Raw genomic sequence first — 16,031 nt, 5'->3', positions numbered from 1 at the left:
AGAACGCCGAACGGGGCGGGCCTTTTCAAAGGCCCGCCCTTTGGCATGTCCGGGGTGGGGTTGACGCGGGTAGACCCCGGGCGTCACTCTCCAAGGGCTCGTGCGCACCACCCTCCGACGCCCGTTCGGTCACGGACCCGTCCGCGGTCCGCGACCCCGGTTCCCCCACCCTTCCCCCACCTCCGTCGGGAGGCACTCGCATGTCCGCATCCGGCCCGTGGCCCCTCGCCCGTCGCGGCGCGCGCCCGGTTCTCGTCCTGTTGTTGATCTGCGCCGCCGGTCTGCTCGGCGGTCCCACCGCCGCCGCGACCACCACCACGACCACCACCACCGCCGAGAGCACCGACCCCGCCGCCGACCCCGCCACCGTCACGACGGAGTCCGGTGACATCGGCACCCTCGACGCCTGCTACACCTTCCCCCGCACGCTGCGGCAGGGCATGTCCGGCGCCGACGTCACCCAGCTGCAGATCCGGGTCGCCGGTTACCCCGGATACGGCCAGGTCCTGTCCCTCGACGGCCAATTCGGCCCGCACACCGAGCAGGCGGTGCGCCGCTTCCAGCAGGCGTACGGCCTGTCCGTGGACGGTGTCGCCGGCCCGCAGACCCTCAACCGCATCTACGCGTTGCAGAGTTCGGACTGCTCCACCGCCAACTTCACCTTCGCCGAGATGAACCGCTGCAACTCCAACTGGTCCGGGGGCGCGGTCACCGCCGCCACCGCCCGGGAGAACGCCCGCCGCACCATGTGGAAGCTCCAGGCCATGCGCCGCGCGATGGGCGACCGGCCCATCAACATCAGCAGCGGCTTCCGCTCGGTGTCCTGCAACAACGCGGTCGGCGGCGCGAGCAACAGTCGGCACCTGTACGGGGACGCGGCCGACCTGGTCGGTACGCACTCCTTCTGCGCACTCGCCCAGCAGGCCCGCAACCACGGCTTCAACGGCATCCTCGGCCCCGGCTACCCGGGCCACAACGACCACACCCACGTCGACACCCGCGCCTCCCGCTTCTGGTCGGCGCCCAACTGCGGCATCTGAGCCGCCCCCGGACGGGCCCGCCCGCCACCCGGTACCCGGTGCCGGGCGGGCCCCACCATCCCGTGAACCACCACCCCGTGCCCCCACCTCACCCCGGCCGGTAACGGTGACGCCGCCCGGCCCGCGATACGGAGTGATCCGGTGACGCCCTCCACCCGCCGCCGCGCGCGCCGCGGTGCCGCCCTGCCGCTCCTGCTCGTTCTCGCCCTCGGTTCCTCCACCGCGTGTTCGGCATCCGGGGCCGGTTCCGACGGCGGCGAATCCGACACCGACGCGGCGGTCGACACCGCCGACACCGCCGACACCGCCGATACCGACACCACCGCCCCCGGCGGATCACCGAGCGCCGAAGCGGTCTTCCCCCTCGACACCATCGGTATCGACGACGCCGACCAGGCCCTGCTGGAGGAGGCGCGGGACGCCGTGGTCACCTCCTGCATGGCGCGCCACGGCCTGGAGTACGCCGCGGCCGACCGCCCCCCGCGCCCCTCGGTGCACCGCCACACCCACCTCTACGGCGTGGACGACCCCGTGCACGCGGCCGAGCACGGTTACCTGCACCCCATCGACCTCGACCCCCACACCTACGCGCCCGTGCACGCCGAGGAGCTGACCCCCGAACAGGAACTCGCCCTGTACGGCGACCCGGCGGTGGACCCGCTCGACCTCCCCGACACGCTGGAGGAGGCACGCGAACGCCCCGGCCCCGAGGTCGGCGGCGTGCCCGTCCCGGCCACCGGCTGTCACGGCGAGGCGACCCTGCTGATCAACCGCCCCGACGACCGGTGGATCGACCCCACCTTCCTGATGGAACTGGCCGACGAGGCCGGACACGAGGCCGACGCGGACGAGCGGGTGCGCGACCTGCTGGCCGACTGGTCCGCCTGCATGGCCGACCGGGGCCGGCCCGCCGACAGCCCGCTGACCGTCACCGAGGAACTCGGGCTCGCCGGCGACGTCTCCGGGGAGGAGGCGATCGCGGTGGCGCTGCTGGACGTGGCCTGCAAGGAGGAGACCGACCTGGTGGCCCGGTGGGTGGCGGTGGACGCCGAGCACCAGGAACACGTCATCGCCGAACACACCGACCTGCTCGCCGAGTACGCCGAGCAGCACGTGGAGCGCATGGAACGGGCCCGGGCGATCCTCGCCGACGGGCCGTCCGCCGTCGACGGGGCCTGACCGCCCCCGGTCGACGCCGACCGGGGGCGCCGGCCCGCCCGGGGCCCGCGGCCCGGGCGGGCCGGTGGACCGGTCCGCCCGGGGTCGGTCGGGCCCCGGGCGGGCCGGGGAGCCCCCGTCGTGGTGGGCCCGGTCGCGGCCGGGCCCGGCTCAGAACTCCTCGTCCAGCGAGACGGATCCCTCGACCGCCACCTGATAGGCGGTGGGGCGCCGCTCGAAGAAGTTGGTCAGCTCCTGCACGTCCTGCAGTTCCATGAACGCGAACGGGTTCTCCGAGCCGTACACCGGGTCCAGGCCCAGTCGCACCAGTCGCCGGTCGGCCACGCACTCCAGGTAGGCCCGCATGGATTCGGTGTTCATGCCCGGCAGCCCCTCCCCGCAGAGGTCGCGGGCGAACCGCAGCTCGGCCCCCACGGCCTCCCGGATCATGGTGGTGACCCGCTCGCCCAGCTCCGCGTCGAACAACTCCGGCTCCTCCTCGCGGACGGTGTCCACCACCGCGAAGGCGAAGTCCATGTGGCAGCTCTCGTCCCGGAACACCCAGTTGGTGCCGGTGGCCAGGCCGTGCAGCAGACCGCGCGAGCGGAGCCAGTACACGTAGGCGAAGGCGCCGTAGAAGAAGAGCCCCTCGATGCAGGCGGCGAAGCAGATCAGGTTGAGCAGGAAACGCCGGCGGTCCTCCCGGCTCTCCAGCCGGTCCATGTCCTCCACCGAGTCCATCCAGCGGAAGCAGAAGTCGGCCTTCTCACGGATGGAGGGGATGGACTCCACGGCGGCGAAGGCGTCGGCCCGCTGCTCGGGGTCGGGCAGGTAGGTGTCCAGCAGGGTCAGGTAGAACTGGACGTGCACCGCCTCCTCGAAGAGCTGCCGCGACAGGTACAGCCGCGCCTCCGGGGAGTTGATGTGCTTGTAGAGGGTGAGCACCAGGTTGTTGGCGACGATCGAGTCACCGGTGGCGAAGAACGCCACCAGGCGGCCGATGAGGTGCTGCTCACCGGGGGAGAGCCGCGCCAGGTCGCTCACGTCGGAGTGCAGGTCCACCTCCTCCACGGTCCAGGTGTTGCGGATGGCGGCCCGGTAGCGCTCGTAGAAGTCGGGGTAGCGCATCGGGCGCAGCGTCAGCTCGAAACCCGGGTCGAGCAGGTTGCGGGGACGGGACCCGCGAGGCGCGGCGGTGGGGGTCCCGGGCGCGGCGGGCTCGACCGGGGTGTCCGGGTGGGTGGTGATGGCGTGCTCCTCGGGATGCGGGTGGGTGGCACGGGGGCGACCGGTACCGGGATCGTCGGCGCGGGGGGTGGGGGCGCGGTCGGAGGACGGAGCCGGGTGTTCCTCCCGTCCCGTCGCCGGCGCGGGACGGGAGGGGCGTCACTGGCACGCCTCGCAGCTCTCCGGGTTCTCCAGCGAGCAGGCGTCGGCGGCCGACACGGGGGCCTCCGGGGTGGTCGTCGGCGCCGGAAGCGTCGGCCCGGCGGTCTCCCCGGCCCCGGCGCCGCGTGCCGCGCGGGCGATCCGGGTCGCCGGCCGCGAGCGCAGGTAGTAGGTGGTCTTCAACCCGCTGCGCCAGGCGTGGACGTACATCGAGCTGAGCCGGCCGATGGTCGGGGACTCCACGAAGAGGTTCAGCGACTGGCTCTGGTCCAGGTACGGGGTACGGGCGGCGGCCGTGTCGATCAGCGCCCGCTGCGGCAGTTCCCAGGCCGTGCGGTACAGGGCGCGGAGCCGGTCGGGCAGGTCCGGCAGCGCGGCGACCGACCCGTTGGCCTCCCGCAGCGCCTCCCGGGTCGCCGCGTCCCACCGGCCCAGCCGCTTCAACTCGGCCACCAGATACGCGTTGACCTGGAGGAACTCCCCGCTGAGCGTCTCGCGCTTGAAGAGGTTGGAGACCTGCGGTTCCACGCACTCGTACACCCCGGCGATCGAGGCGATGGTGGCGGTGGGCGCGATCGCGACCAGCAGCGAGTTGCGCATCCCGGTCCGGGCGATCCGGGTCCGCAGCGCCGCCCACCGATCCGGCCAGGCGTGCTCGATGTCCTTCCAGTGGTCCGGGTGCAGCACCCCCCGCGCGGTCCGGGTCTCCGACCAGGCGGGCAGCGGACCGTGGCGTTCGGCGAGGTCGGCGGAGGCCGCGTAGGCGGCGAGCATGATCCGCTCGGAGATCCGGGTGGACAGCTCACGGGCGGTCGGCGAGTCGAAGGGCAGGCCGAGCCGGAAGAAGACGTCCTGCAACCCCATCAGGCCCAGGCCCACCGGGCGCCATCGGGCGTTGGAACGGGCCGCCGGGGCGGTGGGGTAGCGGTTGATGTCCACCACCCGGTCCAGGAACAGGACGGCGGTCGCGGTGCTCGCGTCCAGCCGCTCCCAGTCCACCGCGTCCATCGGGTCGATCTCCCGCGCCGCGCGCTCCGGGTCCGCCGGCAGGTCCTCGCGCAGGTGCGCGGCGAGGTTGAGCGAGCCCAGGTTGCACACCGCCGTCTCGCCGTCGTCGGTGACCTCGAGGATCTCGGTGCACAGGTTGGAGGAGTGCACGACCCGGCCGGGCAGCGCGGTCTGGTTGGCGGTGCGGTTGGCGGCGTCCTTGAACGTCATCCACCCGTTGCCGGTCTGGGCCAGGGTCCGCATCATGCGGCCGTACAGCTCGCGGGCGGGCAGCGTGCGGCGGGCGAGGCCGTCCGCCTCGGCGCGGCGGTAGGCGGCGTCGAACTCCGCGCCCCACAGGTCCACCAACTCCGGCACGTCCGAGGGGGAGAACAGCGACCAGTCGGTGTCGTCCGCGACCCGCCGCATGAACTCGTCGGGGATCCAGTGCGCCAGGTTCAGGTTGTGGGTGCGGCGGGCCTCCTCGCCGGTGTTGTCCCGCAGTTCCAGGAACTCCTCGATGTCCGCGTGCCAGGTCTCCAGGTAGACGCAGGCCGCGCCCTTGCGCCGGCCGCCCTGGTTGACCGCCGCCACCGAGGCGTCCAGGGTCCGCAGGAAGGGCACGATGCCGTTGGAGTGGCCGTTGGTGCCCCGGATCAGGGAGCCGCGTGCCCGCACCCGGGTCCACGGGACGCCGATCCCGCCGGCGTGCTTGGACAGTCGCGCCACCTGGTGGTACCGCTCGTAGATGGAGTCCAGTTCGTCGAGCGGGGAGTCCAGCAGGTAGCAGGAGGACATCTGCGGGTAGCGGGTGCCGGAGTTGAAGAGGGTGGGGGAGGAGGGCAGGTAGGCCAGCGAGGACATCAGCCGGTACAACTCGGTGACCTCGGCGAGGTGATCGCGGTCCCGGGCGTCCGGATTCCCGCCGGCCGGTTCGCCGCCGCCCGGGTCCCCGCCGGCGAGGCCGCAGGCGACCCGCAGCAGGAAGTACTGCGGGGTCTCCAGGACCTGCCGGGTGGTGGGGTGGCGCAGCAGGTACCGGGAGTGCACGGTGCGCAGGCCGAAGTACTCGAAGCGGTCGTCCGCGCCCTCGGTGACGGCCCGCTCCACCAGCGCGTCGAGTTCCCGGCCGTGTCGGGTGACGAAGGCGGCGGTGCGTTCGGAGATCAGCCCCTCGCGGGCACCCACCGCGACCGAGGCGGTGAAGGAGTCGGCGCCCTGTCCGGCCGCCTCGTCCCGGATGGCGAGGGTCAGCAGACGGGCGGCGAGCCGCGAGTGGGCGGGGTCCTCGGCGATCAACCCGGCGGCGGCGTCCACGGCCGCCTCCCGCAGCCGGTCGGCGTCGTCGCCGGGGGCGCGACCGCGCAGGACGGCGGCGGCGACCCGGCCGGGGTCGGCGTCCGGGAGGTCCCCGGCCAGATCGGTGAGCAGCCGCAGCAGGGCGGTGCGGGGCGGGTCCCGGTCCGGCTCGGTGTCGGGGGCGGGCGCCCCTTCACCGAGGGGAGGACGGACGGTGCCGGTCCCCGTCGTGGGCGGGGACGCTGCGGGCGCGGTGGTCATGCGACTCCCTCGTGGCCGATGGCCCCCGGAGAGGGAGGTGGGCGCACGCGGGCGGGCCGCGGGGGCGTCCACCGGCCCAATCCACGAGGCCCGGACTTCCAACGAACCGTCGGCAGGTGATCGGACTCGCCGCGCGCCGTCCGGGGGGACGGGGACGCGGCACACCGTTGCGGGACAGTCCCGGATTCCCACCGGGTTCCCCTGCTACGACAGCGGCCACGATCATACATGTGGGATCGCCCCGCGCCGGAACCCCAAGATGTTGTGCGGGGTGGCGTGGTGGAAGTCGGTGAGCGACCCGCCGCCGGGTCCGGGCGCCGGCCGACGGGAACGGTCCCCACCGGTCAAGGCCCACGGGGGCGGGTGCGATGGGGCGGTCCACCGGGGCCCGTCGCCACGCCGCGTCGGGGTCGCGGGAGGGGCTCCCGGGGGAGTCCCGGTTCGGTCGTCCACCCGGTGCGCCGGCCGTCGACGCGGGTGGCGGGGGCCGGGGTGGCCGGGCGCGGTGGGGAGTCGATGGGGGTGGTGCCCGCCGGCCCGGAGCCGGACGGGGTCGTCCCCGGCCGGAGAGGCGGGTGGGCACGGGGCGCCGACGGGTGGTGTGGACCGGCGGGACGGCTCGGGGCCGGACCCGTCCGGGCCGGAGGGACGGGGCTATCGGGTTCCTCCGGCCGTCAGCGGCAGGGCGAGCACGCGCAGGGTGAGGCCGGGGATCGGTTGCCAGTCCCGACCCGGTTCGGGGCGGAAGCCCATCCGCCGGTACAGTCGCGCGCCGCGCTCGTTGTCGTCGGCGATGGAGAGGACCAGGGCGCGTCGGCCCAGCCCGGCGGCCCGTTCGGCGCAGTGTCGCACCAGGGCCTCGCCGATGCCGCGACCACGTGCCCGCGTGGCCACGGCGAGCATCCGGAACTCGGCCTCGTCGGGTCGGGCCACCTGCGCGAAGGGGCCGTCGGCGGCGAAGGTGACCGTGCCCAACACCTCCGCCGCCCGCCCGGGCGCGGTCCCGGTCGCGTCCGGGCCCGGGTGGTTTCCGGCCTCTCCGGCCTCCCGGTGGACGGCGATCAGCAGATCGGCCGTGGCCGCCCGCCCGGCGGCGTCGCGCAGCAGGTCGAGGTAGGGGTCCTCGGTGCCGTGGAGGAGCAGTCCGTCGGCCAGGTAGGCGCGGGCCGACACCTCCCCGGCGGCGGTGTGCTCCACCGGGAGGGCGGGGCGGATGGTGATGTCCATGTGCACAGCATGGCCCCCTCCCCGGCCCTCCCCGGTCAACCGGGTGGATCCGGTCACCCGGCGGTGTCCGGTGGTGCCCGCTCCTGCCCGTCCGGAGGGTCGGGACCGGTGAAAACCGTCATTCGATGATCATTTTCGCCTCCTTGGGAACCCGAACGGGCGCCGAACGGGCATCCGCGATGGCCGAGCGGGCACGGGCCGCGCCCACCGCAAGGGTTTTCCCGCCGGTGCGAGCGGGCGCGAGCCCGAGGGAAACGGGCAGAAGCGGTCACTATCGATTCGGTTGCGTCCCTGGTGGCCCGCTTGTCGGGCAGGTAGAAACTCATGCATCGGCCCGAACGGGCACGGAATCGGCCACCGACGGACCGATCGGCGGACACGCACCGCCGGAAGGGCCCGGCGAAGCCCGGAAGACCTCGAAGGGGAGGTGATCGCGCCGTGAAGGCGGAGGAGCGGCAGCGGGAGATCCTCACCGCCGCCCGCAGCGCGGGCTCGGTGGATGTGGCCGGTTTGGCCGACAGCCTCGGGGTCGCCCGTGAGACCATCCGCCGCGACCTCCGACTGCTCGAGGACCATGGTCTGATGCGCCGCACCCACGGTGGCGCCTACCCGGTGGAGAGTGCGGGTTTCGAGACGACCCTCGCCTTCCGCACCACCATGCAGGTTCCCGAGAAGCGGCGGATCGCGACCGCCGCGGCCGACCTCCTCGGCGACGCCGAGACGGTCTTCGTCGACGAGGGCTTCACCCCCCAGTTGGTGGCCGAGGCGCTGCCCGCCGACCGGCCCCTGACCATCGTCACCGCCTCCCTGGCCACCGCCGGGGCGCTCGCCGATCGCGACGACCGGTTCACCGTGCTGCTGCTCGGCGGCCGGGTGCGCGGCGGCACCCTCGCCACCGTCGATCACTGGGCGGTGCGGATGCTCTCCGGGCTGGTCATCGACCTCGCCTACATCGGGGCCAACGGCATCTCCCGCGAGTACGGCCTCACCACCCCCAACCCGGGGGTGGGTGAGGTCAAGGCGCAGGCCGTGCGCTCCTCCCGCCGTCGCGTCTTCATCGGTGTGCACACCAAGTTCGCGGCGGTCAGCTTCTCCCGCTTCGCGGAGGTCTCGGACTTCGAGACGATCGTGACCACCAGTGGTCTGCCCGCCGCGGAGGCCCACCGCTACTCGCTCCTGGGGCCGCAGGTGCTCCGCGTCTGATCGTTCATCGGCGTGCCCGCGTCCCCCGGTCCCCGGCGCTCCACCACGCCCCGCGCGGCGTCGTGGCCCCGCATCGCCGTACAACACCCCATATGGGCGGGTTGATCCCCTTCGCCGCCCGCCCCGGTCCCGCCCCCTCCATCACGACACGTCCCGATTCGTGATGGTTCCCGGGTCGGCACCGGACACCACCACACCCGCACGACCCACCGAACCGGAGTCCCGCCATGAGCAGAATCAGAACCCGGCAGATCGGCGCCGCCGCCGGCCGTGCCGTTCCCGGCACCGGCCGCACCCGCCCGATGATCGCCCTGACCGTCACCGGCGGCCTCCTGATCACCGGCTGCGCCGGGGCCGGCGGTTCCTCCGGCGGTTCCTCCGGGGACGGGGAGAGCATCAACGTCCTCATGGTGAACAACCCGCCGATGGTCGAGCTGCAGAAGCTCACCGCCGAGCACTTCACCGCCGAGACCGGCATCGAGGTGAACTTCACCGTCATGCCGGAGAACGAGGTCCGCGACCGCATCAGCCAGGACTTCGCCAACCAGGCCGGCCAGTACGACGTCGCCACCATCAGCAACTACGAGACGCCGATCTACGCCCGCAACGGCTGGCTCCACGAACTCGACCCGTACCTGGCCGAGGACACCGACTACGACGTCGAGGACGTCCTGGAGCCGATGCGCGACTCTCTCCTGGGTGAGGACGGCAAGACCTACGCCCAGCCCTTCTACGGTGAGTCCTCCTTCCTCATGTACCGGCAGGACGTCTTCGAGGAGCTCGGCCTGACCATGCCCGAGCAGCCCACCTGGGACGAGGTCGCCGAGCTGGCCGCCGAGGTGGACGAGCGGCGCGACGACATGAAGGGCATCTGCCTGCGCGGTCTCGCCGGCTGGGGCGAGGTCATGGCCCCGCTCACCACCGTGGTCAACACCTTCGGCGGCACCTGGTTCGACGCCGACTGGGAGGCCCGCCTCAACGCCCCCGAGTTCGTCGAGGCCACCGAGTTCTACGTGAACCTGGTCCGGGAGCACGGTCAGTCCGGCGCCGCCCAGTCCGGCTACGCCGAGTGCCTGAACAACATGACCCAGGGCAACACCGCCATGTGGTACGACGCCACCGCCGGCGCGGGCTCCCTGGAGGCCGACGACTCCCCGGTCAAGGGGAACATCGGTTACGTCCCCGCCCCGGTCGAGGAGACCGACGGTTCCGGCTGGCTCTACACCTGGGCCTGGGGTGTCCAGAAGGCATCCTCCAACACCGACGCCGCGTGGGAGTTCATCTCCTGGGCCTCGGGCAAGGAGTACGAGGAGCTGGTCGGCGAGGAGATCGGCTGGGCCAACGTCCCCGCCGGCAAGCGCGCCTCGCTCTACGAGAACCCCGGTTACCAGGAGGCCGCCTCCGCCTTCTACGAGGTGACCCGGCAGGCGATCGGCCAGGCCGACCCGCTCAACCCCGGTGTCCAGGAGCGTCCGGCCGCCGGCATCCAGTTCGTCGGCATCCCCGAGTTCACCGACCTGGGCACCCGGGTCGCGCAGGAGATCAGCTCCGCCATCGCCGGTCAACAGACGGTCCGGGAGGCCCTGGACAAGTCCCAGGAGATGGCCGAGCGGGTCGCCGAGGGGTACCGCGACCGATGAGTGACACATCCGTCACCCCGAGCCCGGCGGACGGATCCTCCCCGTCCGCCGGGGCCCGGTCCGCCCCGGCATCGCGCCGCCCCCGGTCCACCGGACCGGGGGCGGCCGGCCCGGGACCCCGGGCACGCGCGTGGGCCTCCCGCGCCCCCCTCCTGCCCGCCCTGGTCTTCATGATCGTGGTCACCCAGCTGCCGTTCGTCGGCACCCTGGTGATCTCGTTCTTCAGCTGGAACTCGCTCAACCCCGACGCCCGCGCCTTCAACGGCTTCGGGAACTACGGCACCGTCCTGTCCGACAGCGCCCTGCGCTCCTCGGTCATCACCACGATCGTGCTCACCACGACCGTGGTGCTGGTCAGCCTGCTCCTGGGGTTGCTGCTGGCGCTGCTGCTGGACCGTCGCTTCCCCGGCCGCGGCGCGGTGCGCACCATGCTCATCACGCCGTTCCTGCTGGTCCCGGTGGCCGCCGCGCTGCTGTGGAAGCACGTGCTGTTCAACCCCGAGTACGGCCTGTTCAACGGCCTGCTCAACAGTGTCGGCGGTTTCCTCGGCTTCGACCGTCCGATCCAGCCCGACTGGATCTCCGACATGCCGCTGTTCGCGATCGAGGCCGCGCTCATCTGGCAGTGGACGCCGTTCATGATGCTGATCCTGCTGGCCGGCCTGCAGAGCCGCCCGCTGGACGCCATCGAGGCGGCCCGCATCGACGGCGCCGGGGACTGGCAGATCTTCCGCTACATCACCCTGCCCCACCTGCGCCGCTACCTGGAACTGGGTGGCCTGCTGGGCTCGATCTACATCGTCCAGAACTTCGACGCGGTCTTCACCATCACCGGCGGGGCGCTGGGCACGGCCAACCTGCCCTTCACCATCTACCAGACGTTCTACCGGGCCCACGAGTACGGCCTGGCCTCGGCCGCGGGCGTGCTGGTCGTGATCGGCACGATCATCCTGGCCACCTTCGCCCTGCGCGTCGTGTCGTCCCTGTTCAGTGAGGAGGGGGGTCGCTCGTGACCACCGCCGATCCCACCGCCGCGCCCGCCGGCACCCCCGGGGCCACCGGCCCCGGCGGCGCCGAGGACCCGGCCGCTCCCGGCGGACCGGGCCGCACCGGCGCCCGGGGCGGCACCACCCCGATCGCCGTCGGCCGCCCCGGCGGCCGGGGGCGCGGCGCCCTGCTCTCGGTGCTCGCCTGGGTCTGCGGCCTGGTGTTCGTGCTGCCGGTCGTCTGGATGGCGCTGATCTCCTTCCGTTCCGAACCGGACGCCGCCACCAACCCGCCGATGCTGTTGGCGCCGTTCACCCTGGACGGCTACCGCGAGTTCTTCGGCCTGGACGGCGGCGCCAGCCCCTGGCCGCCACTGATCAACTCGGCCATGGCCTCGACGTTCTCCACCCTGCTCGTCCTGGTGCTGGCGCTGCCCGCCGCGTACGCGCTGTCGATCAAGCCGGTGAAGCGGTGGAAGGACGTCATGTTCTTCTTCCTGTCCACCAAGATGCTGCCGCTGGTCGCCGGCCTGCTGCCGATCTACCTGATCGCCCGCGGCATCGGCATGCTCGACAACATCTGGCTGCTGGTCATCCTCTTCACCGCGATGAACCTCCCGATCGCGGTGTGGATGATGCAGTCCTTCCTCTCCGAGGTCCCCCGGTCGCTGATCGAGGCCGCGCAGATCGACGGCGCCCGCCTACCGATGGTGCTGCTGCGCGTCGTCGCCCCGATCGCCGCCCCGGGCATCGCCGCCACCGCGCTGATCTGCTTCATCTTCAGCTGGAACGAGATGCTCTTCGCCCGGGTCCTCACCGGCGTGACGGCGGAGACCGCCCCCGTCTTCCTGACCGGGTTCGTCACCAGCCAGGGCCTCTTCCTGGCACAGGTGTCCGCCGCGTCCATCGTGATCTCCCTGCCGGTGCTCGCCGCCGGCTACGCCGCCCAGGACAAGCTGGTCCAGGGCCTGTCGCTAGGAGCCGTCAAGTGAAAGCCGCCCTGATCGAGGAGCCCGGCAAGGTCCTGGTCACCACCGTCCCGGACCCGACCCCCGGCCCCCGCGACGTGGTGGTGAAGGTCTCCGCGTGCGGTCTGTGCGGCACCGACCTGCACATCCTGCAGGGGGAGTTCGCCCCCACCCTGCCGGTGGTCCCCGGTCACGAGTTCGCCGGAACCGTCGCCGCCGTGGGCCGCGAGGTCACCGGGCTGCGGGAGGGCGACCGGGTCGCCGTGGATCCCTCGCTGTACTGCCACGAGTGCCGCTACTGCCGCGAGGGCCACGCCAACCTCTGCGAGCGCTGGGCCGCGATCGGCGTGTCGGTGGCCGGCGGCGCCGCCGAGTACGCCGTGGCGCCGGTCGCCAACTGCGTCAAGCTCCCCGACCACGTGAGCACCGAGGACGCCGCGCTCATCGAGCCGCTGTCCTGCGCGGTGCGCGGCTACGACGTGCTCTCCGCCCGCATGGGCGCCCGGGTGCTGATCTACGGCTCCGGAACCATGGGGCTGATGATGCTGGAGCTGGCCAAGCGCACCGGCGCGGCCTCCGTCGACGTCGTGGACATCAACCCCGACCGGCTGGCCACCGCCGTCTCGCTGGGCGTCTCCGGCTCCGCCGCCAACCCCGACGAGCTGGACCGTCCGCGCGGCTGGGACGTGGTCATCGACGCCACCGGCAACGCCAAGGCCATCCAGGACGGCGTCAACCGGGTCGCCAAGGCCGGCACCTTCCTCCAGTTCGGTGTCTCCGACTACGCCACCAAGGTGGTGATCGAGCCCTACCGGATCTACAACGAGGAGATCACCATCACCGGCTCGATGGCGGTGCTGCACAGCTACGAGCGGGCCGCCGACCTCTTCGCCACCGGTGTCATCGACCCGAAGGTCTTCATCAGCGACCGGATGCCGTTGGACGAGTACCCGGCGGCGCTGGACCGGTTCGCCGCCGGACAGGGTCGCAAGATCGTCGTCCTGCCCGGGGCCTGACACCCGCCGGCCCCCGCCCTCCCGGAGGGGAGGGGCGGGCCCCGACCCCGGGCCCCGGCGCGGTGTCCGTGCCTCCCCGCCGTCCGTCGTCCGCCCCGCCGCACCGGGTGGGGCGGGGCGGACGACGGGCACCGCGCCGGGACCCGGTTCCCCGCCGCCCGGGGCTCCCGTCGCAAGTGCGCCACGTGCCGGTGGCAGGCGTCCTGCCCGGTCGGCCCGGCGGGGTACCACCACGGCCGACACCGGCGCGAGTGGGCTTCCACGGCCGGTCACGGGGGCGATCCGGCCCGATCGGACCCGTCGGTCGCGGGGTCGACGGTGCCCTCCTCCCGCCTTCCGGCGGTCGGCAGTGCCCCGCCGGCTCCCGATCGGCGGCGCGAACCACCCCGCGGCCTCCGGCCGACCTCCGCGGACCTCCGGTCGGCCCGGAGCCCCGGCAGCCGGCTCCCGGCCGATCGGGGCTCCCGCCGCTCCACCCGAGGGGCCTCAGCCCCGGGGGCGCTGGAGGTTGGCGACGAATTTGTACCGGTCGCCCCGGTAGACCGAGCGCACCCATTCCACCGGTTCCCCGGAAGTGTCCCGTGAGTGGCGGGAGAGCAGCAGCATGGGCAGCCCCACATCGGTGCCGAGCAGCCCGGCCTCGCGGGGGGTGGCCAGCGAGGTCTCGATGGTCTCCTCGGCGCTCGCCGGATGCACCCCGTACACCTCGGCCAGCGCGGTGTAGAGGGAGGTGTACTTCACCAGGCTGCGGCGCAGGGCCGGGAAGCGCTCCTGGGACAGGTGGGTGGTCTCTATGGCCATCGGCTCCCCGCTGGCCAGTCGGAGCCGTTCGATGCGCAGCACCCGGCCGTCGACCGGGATGTCGAGCAGGCCGGCGAGGCGCTCGTCGGCGTTGATGTAGCCGATCTCCAGCAACTGCGAGGTCGGCTCCAGCCCTTGGGCGCGCATGTCCTCGGTGTAGGAGGTGAGCTGGAGGACCTGCGCGACCTTCGGCTTGGCGACGAAGGTGCCCTTGCCCTGGATGCGCTCCAGTCGCCCCTCGACCACCAGCTCCTGAAGCGCCTGGCGCACGGTGGTGCGGGAGGTGTCGAACTCGGTGGCCAGCGAGCGCTCCGGCGGCACGGGGGTGCCGGGCGGCAGGGTTTCCGTCATCTCCTGGAGGTGGCGTTTGAGACGGTAGTACTTCGGCACCCGCGCGGTGCGGGTGCGGTCGGTGGTTTCCGCCGTCCGGGTGGTACCGGCCGGGCCGGCGGCCCCCGGGGCCGCGTCCATCGCCCGGCCGGTCCCGACCACCTGGTTCTCTTCTGTCGTCACCGGCTCCTCCGTGGCTCGCGGATCACATGGTGGCACGGGCCGAACGGGGGTTCCCGACGACCCGGATGTCAGTCCGGTAACGGACAGCCTGCCCTTCCGGTACGGCCCTTGACACCCTTACTGGTCTAGTCCAGAGTTCATCGCAACTGGTCTAAACCTCTTGACTACACCACTAAAGGCCGTCCCGTGACCAGGCGCAAGGGGGTCCGGCCTCCCCGGGAGGGTGACGTGAAGCGCAAGCTGATGGCGGCCATCGGTGTGGCGACGCTGGCGGTCGGAGCGACCGCCTGCGGCACCGACGACAGCGGTAACGGTGGAAGCGGTGGCAGTGGTTCCGGCGGCGACGCCGACTCCATCACCGTCTGGCTCATGGACGGCTCCGCCCCCGAGGCGTGGCTCGACGAGCTGAACGCGGCCTTCGAGGAGGAGCACGGGGTCTCGGTCGACGTCGAGCTCCAGGAGTGGAACGGCATCCAGGAGAGGCTCACCACCGCGCTGTCCGAGGACGGCACCGTGGACGTCCTGGAGATCGGCAACACCCAGACCGTCGGTTTCGCGGCCACCGGCGGCCTCGCCGACCTCGGCGAGTTCGAGGGCGAGGCGTGGAACGCCACCATGCTGGAGTCCGCCACCGTCGAGGACACCCTCTACGCCCTGCCCTGGTACGGCGCCAACCGCGTCGTCGTCTACGACAAGGGCATCTGGGACGAGGCCGGCGCCGAGGTCCCCACCACCCGTGAGGAGTGGATCGAGGCCCTCGAACTGATCGAGGAGAACACCGACGCCGAGCCGATCTACCTGCCCGGCCAGAGCTACTACGTCATGGGCGGCTTCGTCGCCGACGAGGGCGGCGCCTTCGCGGTCCAGGAGGGCGACGAGTGGGTCGGCGCGCTGGACACCCCCGAGGCCGAGGCCGGCATGGAGTTCTACGCGCGGCTCCAGGAGTTCTCCAACTCCCCGACCGACAACGACGAGGCCAGCCCTCAGCAGTCCACCGAGGTCGTCCCGCAGGGTGACGTCGCCTCCTGGATCGGTCTGGGCTGGGAGGTCGGCGGCGCCATCGACGCCATCGAGAGCCAGGGCGACGAGGCCGACTTCGGCTACTTCCCGGTCCCCGGCAAGACCGCCGACCAGCCCGGTCACGTCTTCCTCGGCGGCTCCAACCTGGCCGTCTCCGAGCGCGCCGGCGACCAGGACATGGCCAGGGAGTGGCTGCGGATGGCCACCTCGCAGGAGTGGGCGCAGAAGTACGTCGACGAGAACAACGGCGGCGTCGTGCCCAACCGCACCGACGTGACCGCCTCCCCGGAGGAGGACACCTTCGCCGAGGCCATGGTGCAGTCCGCCGAGGTCGGCTACCTGCCCCCGCTGACCACCGGATGGGCCAACGTCGAGGTCGTCCCCAACCCCATCAAGGACCTCATGACCAAGGTCCTGAACGGTGAGGAGTACACCGCCGCGGCCGAGGAGGCCGACGCGGAGATCACCACGCGCATCAACCGCGACTGATACACCTGACGGGCGGGGGGGGGGGGGGGGGGGG

The 16,031-nt window shown here is 72.5% G+C and carries 12 protein-coding genes and 1 riboswitch; of the genes, 8 read left to right on the top strand and 4 right to left on the bottom strand.

Translation table 11 applies throughout. The features are described from left to right. The first annotated feature begins 200 nt into the window (after positions 1–200). Positions 201–1,040, top strand: a complete 840-nt coding sequence (locus tag LZF96_RS17335; protein WP_233873001.1) for a D-Ala-D-Ala carboxypeptidase family metallohydrolase — start codon at positions 201–203, stop codon at positions 1,038–1,040. Between the two features lie 141 nt (positions 1,041–1,181). Then, on the top strand, positions 1,182–2,219 hold the full coding sequence (locus LZF96_RS17330; protein WP_233872998.1) for a hypothetical protein: 1,038 nt from the start codon (positions 1,182–1,184) through the stop codon (positions 2,217–2,219). Positions 2,220–2,369: 150 nt separating this feature from the next. Here LZF96_RS17330 and LZF96_RS17325 read toward each other — a convergent pair whose 3' ends face one another. The 3 genes from LZF96_RS17325 to LZF96_RS17315 all read right to left on the bottom strand — a co-directional run bounded on the left by LZF96_RS17325 (position 2,370) and on the right by LZF96_RS17315 (position 7,361). Continuing rightward, positions 2,370–3,326 (bottom strand): ribonucleotide-diphosphate reductase subunit beta, encoded by a 957-nt coding sequence (locus LZF96_RS17325; protein ID WP_233872995.1) that lies wholly within the window; start codon positions 3,324–3,326, stop codon positions 2,370–2,372. A 258-nt stretch (positions 3,327–3,584) separates the two neighbouring features. After that, entirely contained in the window at positions 3,585–6,134 is a 2,550-nt protein-coding gene (locus tag LZF96_RS17320) for a ribonucleoside-diphosphate reductase subunit alpha (RefSeq protein WP_233872992.1), read from the bottom strand. A 93-nt stretch (positions 6,135–6,227) separates the two neighbouring features. After that, positions 6,228–6,370: riboswitch (cobalamin riboswitch) on the bottom strand. 418 nt (positions 6,371–6,788) lie between these two features. Then, entirely contained in the window at positions 6,789–7,361 is a 573-nt protein-coding gene (locus LZF96_RS17315; protein WP_233872989.1) for a GNAT family N-acetyltransferase, read from the bottom strand. A gap of 438 nt (positions 7,362–7,799) precedes the next feature. On the opposite strand from LZF96_RS17315, the gene LZF96_RS17310 reads away from it, so the two are divergent. The 5 genes from LZF96_RS17310 (at position 7,800) to LZF96_RS17290 (ending at position 13,174) form a co-directional block, all read left to right on the top strand. Then, on the top strand, positions 7,800–8,564 hold the full coding sequence (locus LZF96_RS17310; RefSeq protein ID WP_233872986.1) for a DeoR/GlpR family DNA-binding transcription regulator: 765 nt from the start codon (positions 7,800–7,802) through the stop codon (positions 8,562–8,564). 302 nt (positions 8,565–8,866) lie between these two features. Then, on the top strand, positions 8,867–10,204 hold the full coding sequence (locus LZF96_RS17305) for a sugar ABC transporter substrate-binding protein (protein ID WP_233873176.1): 1,338 nt from the start codon (positions 8,867–8,869) through the stop codon (positions 10,202–10,204). Beyond that, positions 10,201–11,217: a carbohydrate ABC transporter permease gene (locus tag LZF96_RS17300; RefSeq protein WP_233872983.1), complete on the top strand. Its 1,017-nt coding sequence runs from the start codon at positions 10,201–10,203 to the stop codon at positions 11,215–11,217. Before LZF96_RS17305 ends, LZF96_RS17300 begins: the two co-directional genes overlap by 4 nt. Positions 11,218–11,339: 122 nt before the next feature. Next, positions 11,340–12,182, top strand: a complete 843-nt coding sequence (locus LZF96_RS17295; RefSeq protein ID WP_233873173.1) for a carbohydrate ABC transporter permease — start codon at positions 11,340–11,342, stop codon at positions 12,180–12,182. Next, positions 12,179–13,174, top strand: coding sequence for a zinc-dependent alcohol dehydrogenase family protein (locus LZF96_RS17290; protein ID WP_233872980.1), 996 nt, complete (start codon positions 12,179–12,181; stop codon positions 13,172–13,174). The genes LZF96_RS17295 and LZF96_RS17290 overlap by 4 nt, the downstream gene beginning before the upstream one ends. Positions 13,175–13,660: 486 nt before the next feature. Here the strand turns inward: LZF96_RS17290 and LZF96_RS17285 are convergent, their stop codons facing one another. After that, positions 13,661–14,446, bottom strand: a complete 786-nt coding sequence (locus LZF96_RS17285; protein ID WP_233873170.1) for a GntR family transcriptional regulator — start codon at positions 14,444–14,446, stop codon at positions 13,661–13,663. 270 nt (positions 14,447–14,716) lie between these two features. On the opposite strand from LZF96_RS17285, the gene LZF96_RS17280 reads away from it, so the two are divergent. Next, entirely contained in the window at positions 14,717–15,997 is a 1,281-nt protein-coding gene (locus LZF96_RS17280) for an extracellular solute-binding protein (RefSeq protein ID WP_233872977.1), read from the top strand. The last annotated feature ends 34 nt before the right edge of the window (positions 15,998–16,031 follow it).

It is taken from the genome of Streptomyces sp. ST2-7A (assembly GCF_021390475.1).
GTDB lineage: Bacteria > Actinomycetota > Actinomycetes > Streptomycetales > Streptomycetaceae > Streptomyces.
Note: the sequence above shows the minus strand (reverse complement) of the source record. Positions and strands in the feature narration are given on the sequence as shown.